The sequence below is a fragment of the Paenibacillus sp. 11B genome (genome assembly GCF_030487755.1).
In the GTDB taxonomy this organism is placed as follows: domain Bacteria; phylum Bacillota; class Bacilli; order Paenibacillales; family Paenibacillaceae; genus Paenibacillus; species Paenibacillus vandeheii.
The window spans coordinates 326,479-347,074 of sequence record NZ_JAUKNS010000003.1; the positions used below are offsets into that span (position 1 = coordinate 326,479).

At 48.8% G+C, this 20,596-nt stretch carries 13 protein-coding genes; 5 read left to right on the forward strand and 8 right to left on the reverse strand.

What is annotated here, in order from left to right; translation table 11 throughout:
• Positions 1 to 83 precede the first annotated feature (83 nt).
• A complete protein-coding gene (locus tag Q0V21_RS16510) occupies positions 84 to 1,007 on the reverse strand; it encodes an S-layer homology domain-containing protein (protein WP_301879736.1) in 924 nt (307 codons plus the stop codon).
• Positions 1,008 to 1,364: 357 nt separating this feature from the next.
• Here Q0V21_RS16510 and Q0V21_RS16515 point away from each other — a divergent pair, with 357 nt between their 5' ends.
• The 3 genes from Q0V21_RS16515 to Q0V21_RS16525 all read left to right on the forward strand — a co-directional run bounded on the left by Q0V21_RS16515 (position 1,365) and on the right by Q0V21_RS16525 (position 5,585).
• Positions 1,365 to 3,107 (forward strand): ABC transporter ATP-binding protein, encoded by a 1,743-nt coding sequence (locus Q0V21_RS16515; RefSeq protein ID WP_301879737.1) that lies wholly within the window; start codon positions 1,365 to 1,367, stop codon positions 3,105 to 3,107.
• A complete protein-coding gene (locus Q0V21_RS16520; protein ID WP_443146136.1) occupies positions 3,100 to 4,959 on the forward strand; it encodes an ABC transporter ATP-binding protein in 1,860 nt (619 codons plus the stop codon). The genes Q0V21_RS16515 and Q0V21_RS16520 overlap by 8 nt, the downstream gene beginning before the upstream one ends.
• A gap of 110 nt (positions 4,960 to 5,069) precedes the next feature.
• The gene (locus Q0V21_RS16525) at positions 5,070 to 5,585 is read left to right on the forward strand and encodes a hypothetical protein (protein WP_079351022.1); all 516 of its coding nucleotides are present in this window, start codon (positions 5,070 to 5,072) and stop codon (positions 5,583 to 5,585) included.
• 13 nt (positions 5,586 to 5,598) lie between these two features.
• On the opposite strand, the gene Q0V21_RS16530 is transcribed toward Q0V21_RS16525, so the two are convergent.
• Positions 5,599 to 6,030 carry an Lrp/AsnC family transcriptional regulator gene (locus Q0V21_RS16530; protein WP_079351023.1) on the reverse strand — a complete coding sequence of 144 codons (432 nt, stop codon included), beginning with the start codon at positions 6,028 to 6,030 and terminating at the stop codon, positions 5,599 to 5,601.
• Positions 6,031 to 6,157: 127 nt separating this feature from the next.
• Here Q0V21_RS16530 and Q0V21_RS16535 point away from each other — a divergent pair, with 127 nt between their 5' ends.
• The gene (locus tag Q0V21_RS16535; protein WP_301879738.1) at positions 6,158 to 6,931 is read left to right on the forward strand and encodes an MBL fold metallo-hydrolase; all 774 of its coding nucleotides are present in this window, start codon (positions 6,158 to 6,160) and stop codon (positions 6,929 to 6,931) included.
• A 462-nt stretch (positions 6,932 to 7,393) separates the two neighbouring features.
• Here Q0V21_RS16535 and arfA read toward each other — a convergent pair whose 3' ends face one another.
• Positions 7,394 to 8,899, reverse strand: coding sequence for an arabinosylfuranosidase ArfA (gene arfA / locus Q0V21_RS16540; protein WP_301879739.1), 1,506 nt, complete (start codon positions 8,897 to 8,899; stop codon positions 7,394 to 7,396).
• Between the two features lie 179 nt (positions 8,900 to 9,078).
• Between arfA and Q0V21_RS16545 the strand changes: the two genes are divergently transcribed.
• Positions 9,079 to 9,987: an ArsR/SmtB family transcription factor gene (locus tag Q0V21_RS16545; protein ID WP_081718096.1), complete on the forward strand. Its 909-nt coding sequence runs from the start codon at positions 9,079 to 9,081 to the stop codon at positions 9,985 to 9,987.
• A 100-nt stretch (positions 9,988 to 10,087) separates the two neighbouring features.
• Here Q0V21_RS16545 and Q0V21_RS16550 read toward each other — a convergent pair whose 3' ends face one another.
• From Q0V21_RS16550 to Q0V21_RS16570, 5 genes are all read right to left on the reverse strand, one after another.
• On the reverse strand, positions 10,088 to 10,900 hold the full coding sequence (locus Q0V21_RS16550; protein ID WP_301879740.1) for a C40 family peptidase: 813 nt from the start codon (positions 10,898 to 10,900) through the stop codon (positions 10,088 to 10,090).
• Between the two features lie 434 nt (positions 10,901 to 11,334).
• Complete coding sequence (locus Q0V21_RS16555) at positions 11,335 to 14,610, reverse strand: glycoside hydrolase family 48 protein (RefSeq protein WP_301879741.1); 3,276 nt, start codon at positions 14,608 to 14,610, stop codon at positions 11,335 to 11,337.
• 94 nt (positions 14,611 to 14,704) lie between these two features.
• Positions 14,705 to 17,698, reverse strand: a complete 2,994-nt coding sequence (locus Q0V21_RS16560) for a glycoside hydrolase family 9 protein (protein WP_301879809.1) — start codon at positions 17,696 to 17,698, stop codon at positions 14,705 to 14,707.
• 329 nt (positions 17,699 to 18,027) lie between these two features.
• Entirely contained in the window at positions 18,028 to 19,764 is a 1,737-nt protein-coding gene (locus tag Q0V21_RS16565) for a methyl-accepting chemotaxis protein (RefSeq protein WP_301879742.1), read from the reverse strand.
• Between the two features lie 203 nt (positions 19,765 to 19,967).
• Positions 19,968 to 20,519, reverse strand: a complete 552-nt coding sequence (locus Q0V21_RS16570; protein WP_301879743.1) for an undecaprenyl-diphosphatase — start codon at positions 20,517 to 20,519, stop codon at positions 19,968 to 19,970.
• Positions 20,520 to 20,596: the final 77 nt, after the last annotated feature.

A 20,596-nucleotide genomic window follows, 5' to 3' on the forward strand; every position in this document is an offset into this window, starting at 1 on the left:
ACTTCATAAAGATCATCACTCTCAAGAAAAACTCAAAAAAAAGCGTGCTTCGATAGGGATCGAAGCACGCTGGCAGGGTTTGCTTACTTTCCAGAAGGCTGCACTTCCGCAGTGTACCCTGTTGGAATATCTGTCTCGGCCGTAACATTGGTGATGACCATTGGATACATCATGTCCGGATCAGGTTGGATAATGGTATACAACACGATGGCACGTCCATCCTTCTCCAGCTTCACATCTTCAATCTTCAATCCATAGCCAGGATGAGGCATTTGCGCGGACAGTTTGACTTTGACCGTCTTGTCATCCACCTTGGTTGAAGTCACGGTAGGTACAATCGCCTGTTGGCCTTCGCCCGGGGTCGTTGGAGTCGGTTCTGTCGATCCGCCATTGCCGTGCTTATCCACAAATTCAAGTGCATTGAAGATCATGCTTGCAGCCTCCATACGGGTAAGCGACTGATCTGGACGGAAGTTTCCGTCCTTATCCAGTTCAATGATGTCCATGTTCAGCAGGTTCTGGACCGCAGATTTGGCGTCCTTACCGATTTTATTTTCGTCCTTAATATCATTATACAGCATGATTACCGGATATTCCCCGGTTGTATTAATCCCTTCAAGGAGCAAAATAGCAAACTGCTCACGCGTCATCTTCCCCTGCGGATTCAATTCCACCGGAATGGATAGGCCATTCTGTGTTGCAGCCTGAACTGCATCGGCGTACCAGGTCGTTGGACTAATTTTATGTTGTGCCGAAGCGGCAGCGTATTCATTTTTCAGACCAAAAGCGTTCACGATCAATTGAACACCCTGTGGCTCGGACAATGCGACATCCGGACGAAACAGATCCGCCGTTACTCCATTAACAATACCCTTAGAATGCAACGAGTCTACAATTGTTTTTTGCCCTTCATCTTTTACATCCGAAAAAGCAAGTACCGATGCACCTCCTGCAGTCAAAGAAACGCAGAGCGCAAGCGTTGCAGCCAATCCTTTTTTATGTTTCATTTCGTGGCACCTCCATAGTTAGTAAACCCAATTTTTGACCTCTTCAACCCTACAGACGGGAGACCCTCTGGAAATGTTTCAGTAAAATCGACATCTGGTGAATAAATGACGAATATGCCGCATATATCACTTTCGCTGCGGGCGCTGATCTGCTTTCTTCCATGAATGCTTACTTGCTTCGTTGACATCCTTATCGATAAGCGCAAAAATAAGAATAGAGAATTCTATCGAATGACGGATAAACAGCAAACCGGATCGCATAAAGTAAGAGGGCACGACGCGCTATTATCAGGTGTCGGCCCTTTTCTTGACTCCGCTTGCGACCAAATTCCACCCCGAACAAAGGAGAACAAATCTATGTCCAAGAAAGGATTACTACGAGGCTATGTCATTGCCAACTGGCCCGTATATCTGTTCGCTGTACTACTGATTATTGCCTCCAATGTGGGTCAGGCGTCCTTGCCCCGAATTCTGGGCAGCTTTACGGATCAGCTCATGCAAAACACGCTTCAGATGAATACAGTCATCCGGTACAGCCTGTCGCTATTAGCCATAGCCATCGCTTATAACCTGTTATTCGGTACCGGACAATTCATGATCATGAAGCTTGGACGCCGCTTCGAATTCATGACACGTGAGCGTATTTTCGGTAAATTTTCCGAGCTGAGCGAGCACTATTTCTCCAAACAGGGAAATGGGAAACTGCTCAGTTACGTCATGAATGATGTCACCTCTGTACGTGAAGCCATCTCCAACGGCGTCACTATGATGACCAATGCAACATTTCTATTATTATCCTGCATCGTGATGATGCTGCTCAGTGGAATTCCGATGAGACTCATTCTGATCAGTATTGTGCCTTTGCTGGCCATTCCCTTTCTGGTCGTTTTTTTCGGTCCGCGAATTCGCAAGCGCTCTCGTGATGTACAGGATGCTCTTGCAACGATGACGGAATCGGCAGAAGAGCAGCTGGGCGGCATTCGTGTAACCAAAACATTTGCCATTGAAGACAGTGCTCGTGAGCGATTTGGGATCACAGTAGATGCGATCAAAAGCAAGCAGCTGCGACTCGTTCGTCTGTCCTCTCTATTTCAGGCCCTGCTACCGCTGCTGGGTGCCATTTCACTGGTTGTCTCCCTGCTTGTCGGCGGAATTTTGACGATGCAAAATTCCATTACACTCGGAAGTTTTGTGGCATTGACGTTATATTTGCGGATCATCATGGGACCGCTTCAACAAATCGGTAATGTGATCAATACCATGCAGCGTTCTGGAGCGTCATTGGAGCGGGTAAATGATCTGCTGACAGAAGTGCCTGATGTACGCGAGCTTCCCAACGCAACAAGACTTCAAACGGTGAATGACATTACAATTGAAAATCTGTCCTTTTCCTATCCCAACAGTTCATCCCCTGCGCTCAAAAACATCAGTCTGAACATCGAGGCAGGACGAACCGTGGGTATTGTGGGTAAAACAGGTTCGGGTAAAAGCACCTTTGTCAAACTATTGCTGCGTACATATGAGCCGCCTGAAGGCACGATTCGCATTAACGGTACCGACATTCGGCAGCTGTCGCTGGAGGGCCTGCGGTCCCGTATTGCCTATGTTCCCCAGGATGGGTTCCTGTTCAGTACAACCATTCGGGACAACATCGCTTTTAGCAACCGGGAAGTTCCGTTGGACACCGTAGAGCATAGTGCAAGACAAGCGGTGATCTACGAAAACATTATTCGGTTCCCCGATCAGTTCGATACCCTGCTGGGTGAACGCGGACTCACGTTGTCTGGCGGTCAGCGTCAGCGCACCAGTCTGGCACGGGGGTTGATCAAAAAAGCTCAGGTGCTCATCCTGGATGACAGCATGAGTGCTGTAGATGCCGTCACCGAAAGTGGCATTCTGCGCAGCCTGCGTGAGATTGGCAAAGGTAAAACAACGCTGATCATCTCTCACCGGATCAGCGCAGTCCGTCATGCCGACGAAATTATCGTTCTGGATGAAGGCCGAATCGTTGAACAGGGAACGCACGCAGAGCTGATGACCGCAAAAGGGTTATATGCTGCAACCTATCGTTTGCAGGAGGAGGGATTACATCATGACTGACCGTAACGCAGAAGTTCGTTCAGATGCGGGAGCACAAGCACCGTCAGGGCATGGGTCCAGTTCCGATGCAGGCGCAGACCAGAGTAAACGTACCTCGTTCAAAGCGATGATGTCCTACGCCCTGCCTCATAAATGGGCCTTTGCAGGTATCTTTTTCTGCTCACTGCTCGGTATTTCCGCAGATCTGCTTCAGCCTTATCTGGTGAAGATTGCAATCGATGATCATCTGGCAATCGGTCAGACCAGTGTAGGTTTCCTTATCCAACTGGCAGCCATCTTTCTGGGGTTGGCTGTAATCAGCTTTATTTTTACCTATATACAAAACAATCTGCTGCAACATGTTGGTCAGAACATCGTCTCTCGCATCCGGAAAGACCTGTTCAAGCATATCTCCAAAATGTCGATGTCTTTCTTCGATCGCTTCCATATTGGCAGTCTGGTTACGAATGTATCCAGTGATACGGAAACAATCAGCAGTTTCTTCACCCAGGTGCTGCTTAGTCTTATCCGGGATGGCATGATGCTGGTGCTTATTATCGTCTTTATGTTCCAGCTCGATCCGGTACTTGCAGGGTATTCTCTTATCGTATTGCCTGTAATCGCCATTGTGGCTGTATTGTTCCGAAGTCGACTGCGCAGAGCTTATCAGAATGCCCGCACTCGCCTCTCCCGTCTGATTGCGTTCACGGCAGAGAACCTGTCCGGTATGTTTCTGATCCAGGCTTTCCATCAGGAAGAAGAACAGAAGAAAAGATTCAAGGAGCAGAACACGCTTCACCTAAAGGCCAATATCGCGCAGGCCCGGTCCAATGTTATTTTCAACCGAACGTTTGATATCCTAGGTAATGCCGCGCTCGTCATGATGGTTTGGCTTGGGGGACGTGCCGTGCTGGGTGAATCATTGCAGGTGGGTGTGCTCTATGCGTTTATCAGTTACATCCGTCAGTTCTTCCAGCCGATCAACCAGATCACCATGCAGTGGAACACGTTTCAGTCAACTACCGTATCCATGGATCGGATCTGGAACATTCTGAGTACCCGTCCGGAAGTCGCTGACCCGAAACCCGGGACCGCCTCCACACTTGAACCACGGCATGTGATGGGGCAGATTGATTTTAATGATGTATCGTTCGGTTATCTCGCAGACCGCCCTCTGATTCAGCATATGAATCTGCATCTCTATCCCGGAGAAATGGTGGGCATTGTAGGAACTACAGGGGCAGGCAAAAGTACACTGATCTCCCTGCTCAATCGCTTCTACGATGTGAATCAGGGCAGCATTGAAATTGATGGAATAGACATTCGTCATTTCCCGCAGGCCAATCTTCACCGGATTGTTGGTCTGATCCAGCAGGAACCGTTCCTCTTCTCGGGCTCCATCATTGACAATGTTCGAATGTTTCGCGAAGATATTACAAGGGAGCAGGCTATTCAGGCCTGCCGATTTGTCGGAGCACATGCGATGATTTCACGTTTGCCGCAAGGCTATGATACACGGCTTTCCGAACGCGGAAGCGGTTTGTCCGCCGGCGAGCGTCAACTGATATCGTTTGCCCGAATCGTGGTCTTTCAGCCCCGAGTGCTTATTCTGGATGAAGCAACCGCAAATCTGGATTCGCATACCGAACAATTGGTTCAACAGGCGCTGGAATCCGTATCTCAGGGCAGAACAACGATCGTCATTGCGCATCGTCTATCTACGGTCATGCATGCAGATCGGATTCTCGTTATGGAGAACGGTGAGATTGTCGAGGAAGGCTCCCATCAGAAGCTGATTGATGCACAAGGGGTATATGCTGATCTCTACACCCATGCGCGTGAAGCCGGTAATGATTCAGCTATCTCTGGATAGTGGATCTGAATCTGGACCACGCGGGGTTAAAATAAACGTTGAATGTGCCGCTCTGCGATGCAGGCGGCATGTTTGGTATATTTTCCGGGAAATGATAAGGAGGCGTACTTATGAAACCTGAATTACATACATCATCGGAGGCGGAGCTTGAGCATCGGCAGATGGGCTACCGCCGTTTTACGGCTATATGGAAAGGAGCACTGTGTCTTCTGTTCTTGCTGTTATGCGTGACCCTGTTATGGATTATTTATGACGAGCGCGCTGGACAACTGGAGACTTTGTATTATTCCATCGCAGCCATTCTTGGCATGTGGTTTATCGGGCCTTTATTTTTTATGTTTCTGTCCCGGGCAATCGCGAGTTCTACCGTGTTATTATCCTGGAATGATGAAGGGCTTCATACCCTAAAGCGGACCATTCCCTGGGATGAAATTCGTAAAATTGAGCTTGGCTCTCCCGCATTTAGCAAATGGATATTGTCCTCATCGCCCATGATTGCCATGTATCTAAAAGACGGCACCCGGCATCATATTCAGACCGATCATTTGCTAACCAAAAAAGAGCTCAGCCGAGCAGTTGTCCTTTTGCAGGAGACGCTGCGCGAGAAACAGCAACAGGACCTCTGAAATCCAGCTCACATCACTCTGACTTTTCGATACCAACAGACAGGTTCATTCTATAATTTCCATACGGCAAAATGGCTTCCAGCAAGCTGCCAAGCTGCTCCATCGTTCCCGTGCGCACACGCATCAGGTAGCAGCCCTCTCCGCTGACACGGTGAACCTCCACGATGTCTTCACGTGCAGCCATAAATTCACGGAAGGCGGCATGCCTGTCGCCGGAATTCAGAAAGATCGTTACAAATGCCTGCAGGCCCAAGCCGAGGCGTTCCGGGTTCCATTTTACCGTATACCCTTCAATAACACCCAGATCATGCAGCTTGCGTACTCTCGCACCTACAGCCTGTCCGGTCAAATGCACCTCTTCCCCGATCTCTTTGTGGGAGCGTTTGGAGTCCCGGATCAGGCTTTTCAGTATACGTATATCTGTATCATCAATCGTTTCATTCATCTATTTTGCAATCCTTTCAACATGAAATTAAAGTGGTCTGTTTTCTTTCAGTGTGTTATTTACGCCGATAAACGGGTTGTATAACATATAGGATAATAACATTAATTCCCGAAGGAGTGCAGGTTCAATGAAAATTCAATTGATTCGTAATGCTACATTATGGTTGGAATATGGAGGTCTGAATATACTGGTCGATCCCATGTTGATGGATAAAGAAGTGATGCCTGCTTTTCCGAACACGCCCAATGAATTACGCAATCCACGAGTCTCATTACCCGAGACGGAAACGGATTATATGAATCCCGATCTGCTGATCGTTACGCATACCCACCCCGATCACTGGGATGAAGCAGCAGCGAACCAGCTCCGCAAAGATGTACCTCTGCTGTGTCAGCCAGGAGATGAGGCGGTGTTCACAGGAGCCGGATTTACCAACGTTACCGCCGTGGATGACAAACATGAGTATCACTCCGTACGTTTTGCCCGTACTTCGGGACATCACGGAACCGGAGAAATCGGCGAGCGTATGGGCAAGGTATCTGGTTTTGTATTGGAAGCGGACGGAGAACCTGTCTCGTATATCGCTGGTGATACCATCTGGTGTGAAGAGCCAGCCGAAGCTATTCGTCAATATCAGCCTGAGGTGATTGTGGTAAATGCTGGCGGTGCCCGCTTCTTGCAAGGAGATCCGATCACGATGGACGGACCTGACGTAGCTGCCGTGAAACGTCATGCACCGGATGCACATGTGATCGCTGTGCACATGGATGCCATTAACCATTGCATGATGTCCCGCGTGGACCTCGCCAGTTACCTGACCTCCGAGCAGTTGGACGGACAAGTACTCATTCCACGCGATGGAGAAAGCTTTGAGTTTGGACCGGGGACAGGGTTGAAGTAACATTCATTTACTGTTTGTCCAAACATCTAACGGATCTGAGACGCTCTATTTGGCGAAATAGCACAAGTTCGCCATTCTAACGAATTGCAGACGTCTTATTTTCCCTTTTGCACCCTCTTTGCACGCGCAATCGCAGATTTTCATCGAAGTAGCGATTCCTGAGTTCGTTAGATTTGCTCCACCACACTAATCTGCACAATAAGGCGCACACGATTCGTTAGAGGCTGGAGCACCAGAGTAAGTTCTCTTCTCTTGTTGCACTCAAAATGGGTTTTGAGTGCGTTTTGCTCCACACAAAGGCTGACACTTATACCACGAAAAAGGCTGAATGCGTATAAACTCGCATCCAGCCCTTTTCTCTTATTGAGATCACATCATACGGCGTTGTTCTGCCATCGGAGTATCCTGTGTTCCTATGTCTCCTTTATCCACGCTGCAACGCGTATGATACTTCCTAATCTATTACTGCACTTTCAATCGGATCACGTTCCACGATGCTTTGGCCAGGCTTGCCGTGATCAATGTATCTGATACCTCTGCATCACCACGATTATGCGGAGCGACACGATTCGGCTGTGCGGCAGTATTGGCTGCTTTGAGATCATCACTCTCCAGCACAATATGCTCAATCAAGCGGCACTTCCCGAAGCTGCGCAGATCCACTTCAAGCGGAAGTGATTCTTCCAGATGACGGTTTACAGCGAAAACAGTCACTTCACCCTGCTCTTCGTTATGCACCGCAATGCCCTCCAGATAAGGAACATCCGTAATTTGTTTGGTGTCATATTTCGGTGACTGGATCAACGGCACAAGTGCTGTTCCACGTCCAAACACGGAAGCATGCATGAACGGATAGAAAATCGTCTGTCTCCATGCAGCACCACCATTATCCGTCATGATTGGAGCGATAACGTTGACGAGCTGTGCCAAACACGCCATTTTGACACGGTCCGCATGTTTAAGCATGCTGATCAGCATACAACCCACAAGCAGTGCATCTTCATGGTTGTATACGTCCTCCAGCTGCGGCGGAGCGATCTGCCATGGGTCCATTTTGGAGTCAGTCTCATGAGAGTGATACCATACATTCCACTCATCGAAGGACAGATACATCGTTTTTTTGCTGCGTTTCTTTGCTTTGATATAATCGCAAGTCGCTTTCACCGTATCAATGAAACGATCCATCTCCAATGAGCGTGCAAGGAAGGTTGGTGTGTCATTCTCCTGATTGCCGTAATACTGATGTAAAGATAGATATTCAACATGATCATACGTGTGATCCAGCACCGTCGCTTCCCATTCCGGGAAGGATGGCATGCCCAGAGATGAACTTCCGCAAGCGACGAGTTCAATTGATGGATCAGTCCACTTCATCACTTTTGCCGCTTCGAGTGCAATCCGCCCATACTCTTCTGCTGTTTTGTGACCAATCTGCCACGGACCGTCCATTTCGTTGCCAAGACACCAGGTTTTGATAGCATGAGGCTCTTTGTATCCATGTTTAATACGCAAATCACTATAATAGGAACCTTCCGGATGGTTGCTGTACTCCACGATGTTGCGGGCTGCGTCTACCCCCCGTGTTCCCAAATTGACGGCCATCATCACTTCTGAATTCGCCTGTTTGGACCAATCCACAAATTCGTTGAACCCGAATTCATTGGTCTCGATGGTTCTCCAGGCCAATTCAAGTCTGCGTTTGCGTTCAGACACAGGCCCAACGGAATCCTCCCAATTGTAACCGGATACAAAATTACCGCCAGGATAGCGCACAATCGGAACCTGCAGCTCCTTCACCATCTCCAACACATCTCCACGGAATCCCGCTTCGTTCGCTGTAGGGTGACCCGGCTCATATATTCCACCGTATACGGCACGTCCCAGATGTTCAATAAATGAACCGTATAAACGTTTGTCAACTACGCCAATTGTGAAATCCTTGTCTACCGTCATTTTTGCTTTTTCCATCGTGAAGTTCAGCTCCCTAAGATTAATATAAAAATTAATTGATAATCTATGGATCAACGTTCATATTTATATTAAAATCGATTATGGCAGCAATTTCAACATGAATTTTGCAAAATGTTATTCTTTTGGCTGGATTTATGTTTAACTTAATTCTATAAAGCAAAAATGGAGGAACAGATGTGATCAGAGCAAATACCGATACAGAATGGCTGCCCCTATACGAGGCACTCGCGAGTGAGGTCCGTCTACAGATTATCAGGCTTGTTGCGGAGACCCCAATGAACGTGAAGGACATTGCCGCCTCACTCGGCCTAAGCAGTGCCATCGTAACCATGCATGTTCGCAAGCTTCAGGATGTGGGCATCATTCAATCCAAAATGATTCGCAAGGACGGCGGCACGCACAAAATGAACAGCCTGGCCGTCGACTGGATTGGCATCTCCATGCCACAGGAAACCGGAGCCTCACGCAAGCTTCATGAAGTGGCAATCCCTGTCGGGCATTACACCCATTTTGATGTGTATCCAACTTGTGGCCTGGCTACGTCCAATCAGGTCATTGGACAGTATGATGACCCACGCTATTTTCTGGATCCCGAGCGGATGCATGCCCATATTCTCTGGTTTGGACGTGGATTCGTGGAATACAAAATTCCAAACTATATCTTGTCCGGCCAACAGATCAGCGCCATTGAATTGTCACTTGAGATCGGTTCAGAGGCACCTTCAGTCAACCCGAACTGGCCTTCGGACATTACCTTTATGCTCAATGGAATTCATCTCGGTGAATGGACAAGTCCTGGAGATTCGGGAAATGGACGCGGCATGTTCACCCCGGAATGGTGGAGCGACAGTGTTAATCAATATGGCATGCTCAAGGTGCTGCGAATTACACATGAGGGCACATTTATTGATGGACAGCACATGTCCGAAGTTACGCTTGCGGATATTCCCGTAGAACGGAACCAGTGGACATTACGTCTCTCGGTGGAGGAAGATGCGCAGCATGTTGGCGGGTTAACATTGTATGGTCAGGGATTCGGCAACTATGATCAGGATATTCTTTTCCGGCTTTATTACCAGGACTGAATGAACAACAAAAAGAACCTTCTATCCCGCCGCACAGGCAGAGATGGAAGGTTCCTTTATATGTTTTTCAGGTGTTTCAGGCTTGTATTATACGCACGACTTAGAGCGCACTTCCACCAAACAGGAAACGGTACTCCCAGTGTTTGCCGGAGATATCGCTGATGGTTACGCCGCCGCCAGCGTTGGAATACGTGTGCAGGATTTTGCCGTCACCCAGATAAATTCCCGTGTGGGTAATGGTCGCAGTGGATTTGTTCACACTGGAGTACGATGATGCCGATGTGCCTTTATAGGACATAAAGTACATCAGATCACCGCGTTTCAGATTTTTCCAATTGGTCTGAACGGTTCCATTAGCTTTCACATATGCTCCTTGCTTACGTGAATCGGACGGAAGCTTGATTCCAAGTGCATCAATAAATGCCTGACGTACAAAGCTTGAACAGTCGAACGTAGCTGTACTGGTACGACTAGCTCCAAACTCGTAGGGTGTCCCCCAATATTTCATGCCTGCCGCAATCACTTTCTCCACAGAAGCACTGCCTGTAACAGACGTACCGCTTGATCCGGACCCGCTTGTGCTGCCACTTCCTGTGGTCGTGCTGCCTTTCACGGCTTGTGTATATTTTGAAGAAGAAGATATGTATCCTGTCCGGTTGCCGGAATCCTTTACTTTATACCAGCCTGAGCCGGAATTTTGAGTTACCGTTACCGTTTCCCCTTTTGGCACCAAACGAACAATGCTTGCGGAAGAAGATGGTGATGTACGCAAGTTTACTCCCCAGATGACTTTAACTTTTGAATTCGCAACTGCGGCTGCCGATGCCGGTGTCGTTAATACTCCTGCTGTCAGACTTCCCATCAGCATCGTTGCTGTTACACTCGCAGTAATGATCTTGCTTTTCCAGTTCATGATGTCGTGTTCCCCCTGATGTTACAGAATTTTAACCTGGCCTCATTTGCCGGGCTTGCCCCATTGTAAAACGGGCTGTCCATAACGATCATCAGCCCAAAGTCCTGTATTCGATCTGGCAGGCTTGAGCACTAAGAATCAGGGAAACATCTCACACCAGTTGGCTAAAACTACCGTTAATCACTTCATTTTCAAAGGTTAAATTATTGTAACTATTTGCTGTGCTTCGTTTTACGCAGAAAAGTGGCTTAAGCCGCTCCTCACTCAGGACATGCATCATATGACCTATATTTTAATATTTAAACTCTATAAATGGTAAACATTACTATGGTTCATTTCCCGATCCAGCTGCTTACCTGAAGAACATAAACGCCTCCAACATGCAAAAAGCCGGAGATTTCTCCCCGGCTGTACTCTGTTTCAATATGAGTTGATTATGGCTCAATGCCCCATGCGTTGACTCCGCCAATATAAGCGGTCACCTTGTTCCAGGCAGTGAAGGCCGTTTTGGTAGCATCGAAAGAGTAGTCATTGGTCTGATCAAAATTCGTCCAGTTGTTCTTCGAGAAGCGCCCCTGGATAATTCCAGTCTCCGCCCCCGCTGCCAGACTGCCTGCCCCGGATTTGAAACCAATCTCCAGATACGTATCCGCTGTCCCTTTTGCCGGATCTACCGTCACAAAATGAGATTCAACGTTGGCACTGCCAATCTGAGCGTAATCACACCAGAAACTCAGATCGGATGCACTATCCTTCGTAAAATAATACCGCACCTTCACCTGGCTCAGATCCACGGCTGTCGTGCCTGTGTTCTTGATATTGAACTGCGGGGTCACCGCATTCCCTGACGTCCCTGAACCGCCATTGCGGTATTGCACCTCAAGTGCACCTGTTGTTACAGGAGGCGCTGTTGGGGTCACCGTCACGACATTGGACAAGGTCTGCCCGCTTGCATTTACGGCCACCACTCGGTAATTGTATGCGGTACCGTTCACTGCCGTGGCATCGGTGTACGTTAGTGCCGTCAGTCCTGTAGCCAGATCGGCGTAGGCTCCACCTGCTACCGAGCGTTGTACCTTGTAACTTGCAGCTCCGGTCGAAGCGGTCCATGTCAGTGCAGCCTGATTATTGCCTGCGGTTCCCGTAAGGGTTAACACTCCCGGTACGGACGTTCCCGCCTGCGGAGTAGCGGATGCTTGAGCAGACGGTGCCGATTCACCTGCCGTATTCACTGCGGTCACCACATAATAGTACGTTTTGCCATTGGTCAGTCCTGTATTTGTGAAGGTCGAACCGGTTACCCCCGTTGCTACGGAAGTATACGGGCCACCGTTCACCTCTGCACGTTTTACCGTGTAAGAAGTGGCACCCGATACAGGATTCCAGTTCAGAACGGCCTGCTCACTGCCTGCTGCCGCTGTCAGCCCCGCCGGAGCTGCTGGCACTTGGATCACTGGGCCTCCTGCGTCTCCGAGGAGACGATCATATTCGCCATATGCCGTAGCCATATCCACCTGTGACCAGAAGCGGTGATACGTAAAGGTTGGTGCGCCATTTTCCCATTTTTTCGTTGTTGGATTATAAGACGTTTTGTACAGATTATCCAGATAAGCCCATGCCGGATCTTGCTTGATGGCTGGACGAAGGTCAGCGTAGCCAATATATACGCCATTCCCCCCTTTGGCAGGATCAGAAGGTACGCCGGCCGTACCCGGAATGGTATTGCCCTGACCGAAGGTTCCCGTCCAGTTTGCCGGAATGTAAATCTCTTTGGCGAAGAAGCGGAAGTAGTCTTTACGAACTTCTTCGGTCACGATCCCTACACCATCATTGTAATCCCATGCTGTATTCAGCAGCTTCTCGGCCATATCTTTGGCTTCCTGTCCTTTGTTACTGAACACGCCGCTTTCTGCTTGAGTCCCCGCAGCAAAGAACGTCAAGGCTTTGATATAGCTCCCCAGCACACCTGTATCCTGAGCAGGATCTTTGGTTACCACATGAAAGTTCGGATTGTTCGTAAAGGAACTGAACCCATTCCACTTGTCCGGCTGCCCCTGCCATTCCTGGCTGCCTGGAATCCAGAATTCGCCCGGTGCAGGTGTAGTGGCAACCTGTGCGTTGGTACCGCCAAGAATCCGTTGGCCCGCCGCATTCAAATAATATCCTTGTGCATCCGTCACCGGACGCTCATCAACGAATACATAATCCTTGGCCCAGTCGACCCACTTGGTGATGACTTTTTTGGCCATCTGGAAGTTCTCAGAGCTGAGGTCTCCGCTCTCGGCAAGAATGTAATACATCTCCGCTACACGTTCCAGCGACCAGGCTTGGAATCCGAACCACGTGTTGGAGTCGGGATCACGATATACCGGAGCTTCCTGATAAGCCATGTCGTAGAACGTACTCGTTCCGGCAGGATACGCTTTGTAGGAACCATCAAAACTGTTCGTCGCTCCGCCGCCAATCGCCCCTTCGTGAGACTGTAACCAGGTGTAGAATTCCAATTGGCGCTTCAGCGATGCATTCCAATCTGCCTTGGCTGTTGTCGATTTGGGAATCAGGCCACCTGCCGAATCAGACAAGGCATAAGCTGCCACCGGATTCTGGTATGCCTGATGTGTATGACTGGCGCCAATCCGCCAAGCCCAGTTGCCGCCCTCACCAAGTCCGCCGCCCCATGAGGTATACCACGCCATGAGATACATATTGGAGTCTTTGCCCGTACCGGCCGTCGGTGTGCCGTTCTTGGCACTTCCGATCTTCTGGAAGTACTTGTCGTGCATCCCATAGCGCAGATAGTCACCCATCTTCTTCGCTTTATCCAGATACGCTGTATTGGTGTAGCCCATCTCCTTCGCCCAATACAGTACCTGCACTGCACGTGCGTCAGCATCCGTTGCGTTGGTATAACGCCACTGGGCTGCCGGTGCCTGGGTCTCCTTGGTGAACAGGCTCATGAAACCTTCGCCCGTTTTGCCAAACGTTTTATTGTCCTGAGACGGGTGTGGAATGGCTTCCCATACGGACTCTTGCTCTCCACGCTGGAACGTATTCACGTAAGCCGCTGTATGATTCGGATTCAGCAGATTACCATATCCATACCAGTTATCCACATCCAGCAGCCAGTGCATCAGGTACGTCTGATTGTTGCCATAGGAAGCTTTCAGCTCGGCATCCAGTGGGTCTTTCCCAGCTGCATACTGCCCGTTAATAGCTGAAGGATATTGATCCGGAAAAGGTTTTTCCGCTGCATAAGTAGCCGGGCTGTTCGGATTGTAATAACTCATCGTAGGCTGCTCTTCCTTGCCGTCGCCTTCATTGACAGGGATGATGTATTTCTCCATGCTGTCCCAGGCCGCTTCCAGTTTGGACCAATCGCCCGTATAGTGACCGTACATCGTTTCCAGCCAGAGCCAGTAACTGTACGCCTCGGATGTCGTCATGTGCCCATAATCCGGTGCCTCACTCATCAGCGTTTCAATGGAATGATAGGGAATGCCCTCTGGAGAAAAATAACCGTTTGCCGGATCTTTCAGCTGATCATACAATTGCAAAAATCGCGCTTCATTGATTCCGTCCGCCTGAGCATCAACGGTCTGCTCTTCGGCATAAGCCGTCTGGGGACCTGCCCACAAACCGGTGTACCCGGTCAGCATTACGGTCCCTGCAAGCATGGCAGACAAACTTTTTTTGGCAGCTGATTTCAACATGTATATACCTCCCTGGAATGGTGAATTCAATTTGAATTACTCTGGGTCTGCACATGCTGTTGATCTGATTTGTTATATTGATCTACCTTTAAAGTTACGGCTCGATGCCCCATACCTTCGTACCTCCCTGATACCCAGTTACCTGATTCCAGGTGGTAAAAACCGTCTTGGTTGCATCATAGGAATAGTCGTTGCTCTGATCGAAATTACTCCAATTGTTCTTGGAAAACCGCCCCTGGATTACGCCCGTCTCCGCTCCGGCAGCCAGGCTGCCAGCCCCGGATTTGAAGCTGATCTCCAAAACCGTATCGGCTGTTCCCTTTGCCGGAGTCAGCGTGACAAATTTGCCTTCAATATTGGCACTGCCGATCTGGGCATAATCACACCAGAAGGTCAGATCTCCAGTGCCGTCCTTCGTAAAATAGTACCGCAGCTTCACAGTACTCAAATCGATCGGCTGAGTCCCTGTGTTTTTCAAATTAAACTGCGGAGTCACCGCATTGCCGGAAGCACCTGATCCTCCATTACGATACTGCACCTCAAGCGTGCCTGTCGTTGCCGGAGGCACATTCGGTGTCAACGTCACGATATTGGACAACGTCTGTCCGCTCGCATTCACCGCGGCAATTCGATAACTGTACGCCGTGCCATTTACTGCTGTTGCATCGGTGTAATTCAGCACTGCCAATCCAGTTGCCACATCGGCATATGCGCCGCCCACAACGGAGCGCTGTACCTTATAAGTCTCAGCTCCCGTTGCTGCCGTCCAGGTCAGAATCGACTGTGCATTACCTGCCGTACCGCTTAATGTCAGCATCCCCGGCACAGACGTTCCAGCCTGCGGCGTGGCAGAGACTTGTGCAGATCCGGGCGATTCCCCTGCTGAATTCACAGCCGTCACCACATAAAAATAGGTCTTCCCGTTCGTGAGCCCCGTGTTCGTGTATGTTAATCCATGTACACCTGTCGCGACAGAAGTATATGGACCCCCACTCACCTCGGCACGCTTTACGGTGTACGATTCTGTCCCAGGCGATGCTACCCAGTTCAGGATGACCTGAGCATTCCCTGATACAGCCTGCACCCCCGAAGGTGCAATAGGTGTAACAGCTGGTGTGACACTAGGCTCCTGGCCGTATATCCGCATTCCGGCATCGTAGACCGGAAGATATGTGCTCTTCGCCACATTGCCTGTGCCCAAACCCTGGAATGAATGATCATTATTTGCATTCCATGCGCCCTGCGGGCCGGTAATGCGGAACTGAACCTCTTTGCGATAATGTCCTTCCCCGCCTGGATAGATCTTAGTCCCAGTAAAGTCCGCAGTAACCGCATAAATTCGTTTTCCTGCATCAACCACAACCGGTTGGGATACAGTCGCTCCCTCGGCATATGCGGTTGTAACATGGACATCGGAAACGGTATATCCTGCAGCGTAAACTTCACTCAGATCCACGAAATAGCGAAAAGATAACTTATCCCCCATTCGCGCAGGCCAACCCGAACGGTTGTTCAGTTGAGCCTTGATTTCCGTGTAATTGGAACCGGACGCTTTCACGGCAGCTTCGACAAAGAACTCATCCGTCTTCACCTCGGGAGCCGGGAAATTCGCAATGGGCTGATCATTCTGGCCGAACAGCAGATTCATCTTGGCTAACGCGCCTGTAAATCCTGCATTGTAATCGGTCGCCACCTCATTGCTGACATAGTCACCAATAGAATCGGTATAGGCATCCGAGGCATCCGGTCCACCAACCATCGCGCCGTACAACGTGTGACGATGCTCGGAAGGTACATTTTCATTGTTCGTCCATGAACTGTGGGAGGTCCGGTGATGTGGGTGTTTAGGCGGATTCTGTCCATAACCGACCACATAGCTGCTCTGGCGAGGATTATCCCCCAGAATATAGTTCATTTGAGAGACGGCAAAGTCCTGATACCTTGCTTTCTTCACCGGATCACTGACCCAGTCGGAATACACAAAAGCAATAAAGGATGCATTCGCTGCATAACGGAGCGATCCCCATGTATCAAGCCAGGCAAGCCCGCCCGGTGTATACTTGATTCGTTGTCCATTCGTGCCTACCGACCAATAATCCAGATTGCGCTCTGTTGATTGAATGAACCGTGTCGCTTCTGGCATGTTCAGACTCGACGTAATACGAGCCAATAGAATCTGGGCACCGTAATGTTTGTCATCCCAGCCTTGGGTCCATGTATAAGCCCAATTCCCGTTCTGTCCATCCGCCTGCCACAGATTCGCCGTAGCAATCGCCTTGGACAAGTAAGCGCTGTCATTTGTCGCCATATATAACCATGTTGCAGCCCAGGCGAGTTCATCATAGTAACCTGTCCATGAATTGTAGAACGATTGGGCATCTGTAATGCAATCCGAATATTTGCCTCGATACGTATCAGCGAAGCTGTACAGCTCCTTGGCATGCTGGAGCAGCTTGTTGGCATAAGCCGGGTCACTGTCCCGGAACACAATAGATGAAGAAGCGAGTGCCGCTGCGGTTTCTCCCGCAAGCTCACTTCCCGGACAGGATGCATCAATCTTAAATGCAGGACGACTCATTTGCATCACTTCAGCCGGTCCCCACCAAGCATGGTCCGTATTGCCCGCTCCGACCTGCCCCCATAATTCATTTGGTTTCGTGTGCGCTTTCACAAAATAATCCGTCGCCCATTTCAAATTATCCTTAATCTCTTCCAATTGTCCTGCCTGTTCGTACCCTTCGCGGTATTCCACAACAGACCAGGCAAGCATCGTAGCAGAATAGGCCATAGGCAGGCCGAATTTCACATGATCTCCAGCATCGTACCATCCTCCGGTCAAATCAACCCCAACATCCGCTCCGTCATTTAATCCTGAATCACCACGCCATTCAACCCGGTTGTCTTCCGGCAATTTCCCTGAACGCTGGGTTTCATAGAAATAAACCGCCTTCTGCAATGCTTCCGCATAGTTATGGTTCCCGGCAGCCGCATCTGCCTTGCCATTCCATGCCTGTATGGATGTACTTCCTGCCAGTAGCCCTGTCGATAACGCGAGAATAGCGACTCGTCTCCACCAGCTTCCCTTCATCTTCAACCATTCATCTCCTTTTACAATCGGTATCTCGCATTTTCCAATTACACTGATGTAATGACCCGCTCCTTTCTATGGTGTGACTCCGTGTATTTCCACCATTAATTACCATTATAGTCTTTTGTTTCAGTTGCAATATCAGCGCTGGTGACTTCTGAAATAACATTGTTGTGACATGTTTGGGGAGTGTTATGACAAAAAAGACCGCTTCTCATATCGCATGAACGCGATATGAGAAACAGTCCTGATAATTCGTATCACCCTTGGTACAGGCTGAATTATGATCAATTCCATTATTCAGTCTGAACACCCGTCTTTTGGATCGTCTACACTCTAAACTTGTTGATTTGCTCCTGCAACTCTTCTGCCATTTTGGACAAAGAGCCCGCGGATGAAGCAATCTCTTCCATCGAAGCCAGCTGCTGCTGGGTTGCCGCAGATACATTATGCACGCCACCTGCTGCTTCCCCAGCAATGTTGGAGATCTGATCCACGTACCCTACAACTTCATTCGTACTTGCTGACATTTCCTCCGAACCTGCGGATACTTCCTGAATTTCACCAGCAACCTTGTTCACTACGTTTGAAATTTGCTCAAATGCTTGTCCTGCCGCGGTTACAATCTCAATTCCGGCCTCTGTTTCATTGCTGTTTACTTTCACAGCCTGCACGGCATGATCTGTATCCTTCTGAATTAATTGCACAAGATCCGTAATCCGTTGTGCAGATGTAGAAGACTCCTCTGCCAGCTTCCGCACTTCTCCAGCTACGACCGCAAAACCACGCCCGTGCTCCCCTGCACGTGCCGCTTCAATCGCTGCATTCAATGCAAGAAGATTGGTCTGACGAGCAATATTGTTGATAACCTCGGTAATGGTACCAATCTCTGCTGAACGTTCTCCCAGCCCTGTAACCAGTTCTGTCAACGACGCAATGGAATTACGAACAGAACCCATCTGTTCAACAGCCTGCTGAATAATCATATTTCCTTCAGCAGACTGATTCGCTGCATCAACAGCAGATACAGATACACTTTGAGCAAGCTCGGCAATTTGTTCCGAACCAAGAGCCATTTCACTCATCGCCTGGGAAGAACGCTTCACCATATCTACTTGATCGGATGTACCCACGGCCAATTCTTCAACCGTTTCGGAGATCTGTTCCGATGCTCTGGTGTTCTGTTCTGCACTTGCCAGAAGTTCCTCCGAGGAAGCAGCTACCTGTTCGGATGTCATCGATACAGATTGAATCATCTCCCGCAGGTTGCCTGTCATCGTATTGAAGGAATCAGCCAGCGTTCCCAGTTCATCCTTGTTCTTGAGCACGATCTTCTCACTAGTCAGATCCCCACCTGCAATCAACATCGCCGCTGCATTCATCTTCTGAATTGGACGTGAGATGATGCTTGCAATGAAGAAGGCAATAAACATAGCCATCAGGAAAGCAACAATGGTTACTCCCAAAATAATATTAAATGCTTTTTCGGCCAGATCAACCGATGCATTCGTAGCCGAATCTGATCCTTCATTCCCCATTACAATCAATTGGGCAATGGTATCGTTGGCTGAATACCATAATGAATATGCCGCAGTGTGTAGTTTGCTGGCTTCGTTGTAATTGTTATTCAAGCCTAATTCAATGAATGCGGGCATTTTTGCGATATAGCTCTCGTAGTTCGTACTGAACTCATTGTAAAGTTTCATTGCCTCTGCATTGTCTTCAATGAAGACTAGCAGCTGTTTACGTTCATCCTCAATCTTGACCAGGAGCTGTTCCAGAGATTCATTCATCTTGGCAGTTTCATTTTCATCCTGTTCAACAATGATGGCCAGAGCAAGCCGCTCCACATCGGATATGTCCCCATTCATCTGGCCCAACAAAGATACACTGGGCATCCATGTCTTGTCCACATCATCGGCTTTGTTTGACATACCATGGATTTGGGTGAGCGCATATATGCTGACAAAAGCAAGCAACGCCACAACCATTAAAAATCCAGTCAGTAACTTCATCCGAATTGTAAATCTAAGCTTCCCCATCACGTTTCCCCGCGAACCTTTCATATTCCCCACTCCTTAGCTTTAGCGCATAACTATATAATATATCGACACCTATCGTCATGAATTGTAGATATCCGATTTCGATTTTCAGAAATTTCATGTAACTCCGAAATTAACGCAAAAAAAGCCCCAACTCTTTGGCTATGCCAAGGAACTTGGGACTCTATACGAATGTACCTCTCATCTCAAACGTATACGTTCCAGAACTAACGAAAAATCCGCCGATGAATGTTAATGAAGAAATCGGGAATCGACTTGGTATAATTACGCGTAGCAATCAGGATTACACTGACCAGACTACCCAGAATGAATCCGCCCAGAATATCCCCAGGATAATGTACACCTACGTAGACACGCGAGACTCCTGTCAACACAGCAAGCAGCAGCATCCATGCTCCGAATCGTCGACCGATAAAAAACGAAGCTGCAGCGAGCGCGAATACAAAGGAAGCATGTTTACTTGGAAAAGATGGATCTGGCACATGCGGAACCAGTTGATTCACGGTGCCTTCTACAAACGGCCTTGGATGACCAACCGCAGGTGAAATTCCCCATTTTGCCAGACCCAGCGCTATTATTGAAGCTACACACGCATAAAACACAATTCGTTGCTTAGACGGATTACCAAGAAACCACACAATCACAAGCAGTCCTATCATAACCCAAACCGCATATTCAGCCGATGTAATCATAAACCAGTCCAGAAACGGAATTCGGTCTGCAAACTGGTTGATCCAATTAAATACAGATTGATTCATAACAGTCGTTTAATACCTCCATTACACAAAACACGATTATTTTTTACATATTAAATATACACTAACTATTTGTCAAA

What these genes read in the sequence shown, in the direction of transcription:
- Q0V21_RS16510 (WP_301879736.1), bottom strand. Translation starts at nt 1,007, where the DNA reads ATGAAACATAAAAAAGGATTGGCTGCAACGCTTGCGCTCTGCGTTTCT.
- Q0V21_RS16515 (WP_301879737.1), top strand. Translation starts at nt 1,365, where the DNA reads ATGTCCAAGAAAGGATTACTACGAGGCTATGTCATTGCCAACTGGCCC.
- Q0V21_RS16520 (WP_443146136.1), top strand. Translation starts at nt 3,100, where the DNA reads ATGACTGACCGTAACGCAGAAGTTCGTTCAGATGCGGGAGCACAAGCA.
- Q0V21_RS16525 (WP_079351022.1), top strand. Translation starts at nt 5,070, where the DNA reads ATGAAACCTGAATTACATACATCATCGGAGGCGGAGCTTGAGCATCGG.
- Q0V21_RS16530 (WP_079351023.1), bottom strand. Translation starts at nt 6,030, where the DNA reads ATGAATGAAACGATTGATGATACAGATATACGTATACTGAAAAGCCTG.
- Q0V21_RS16535 (WP_301879738.1), top strand. Translation starts at nt 6,158, where the DNA reads ATGAAAATTCAATTGATTCGTAATGCTACATTATGGTTGGAATATGGA.
- arfA (WP_301879739.1), bottom strand. Translation starts at nt 8,899, where the DNA reads ATGGAAAAAGCAAAAATGACGGTAGACAAGGATTTCACAATTGGCGTA.
- Q0V21_RS16550 (WP_301879740.1), bottom strand. Translation starts at nt 10,900, where the DNA reads ATGAACTGGAAAAGCAAGATCATTACTGCGAGTGTAACAGCAACGATG.
- Q0V21_RS16555 (WP_301879741.1), bottom strand. Translation starts at nt 14,610, where the DNA reads ATGTTGAAATCAGCTGCCAAAAAAAGTTTGTCTGCCATGCTTGCAGGG.
- Q0V21_RS16560 (WP_301879809.1), bottom strand. Translation starts at nt 17,698, where the DNA reads ATGAAGGGAAGCTGGTGGAGACGAGTCGCTATTCTCGCGTTATCGACA.
- Q0V21_RS16565 (WP_301879742.1), bottom strand. Translation starts at nt 19,764, where the DNA reads ATGAAAGGTTCGCGGGGAAACGTGATGGGGAAGCTTAGATTTACAATT.
- Q0V21_RS16570 (WP_301879743.1), bottom strand. Translation starts at nt 20,519, where the DNA reads ATGAATCAATCTGTATTTAATTGGATCAACCAGTTTGCAGACCGAATT.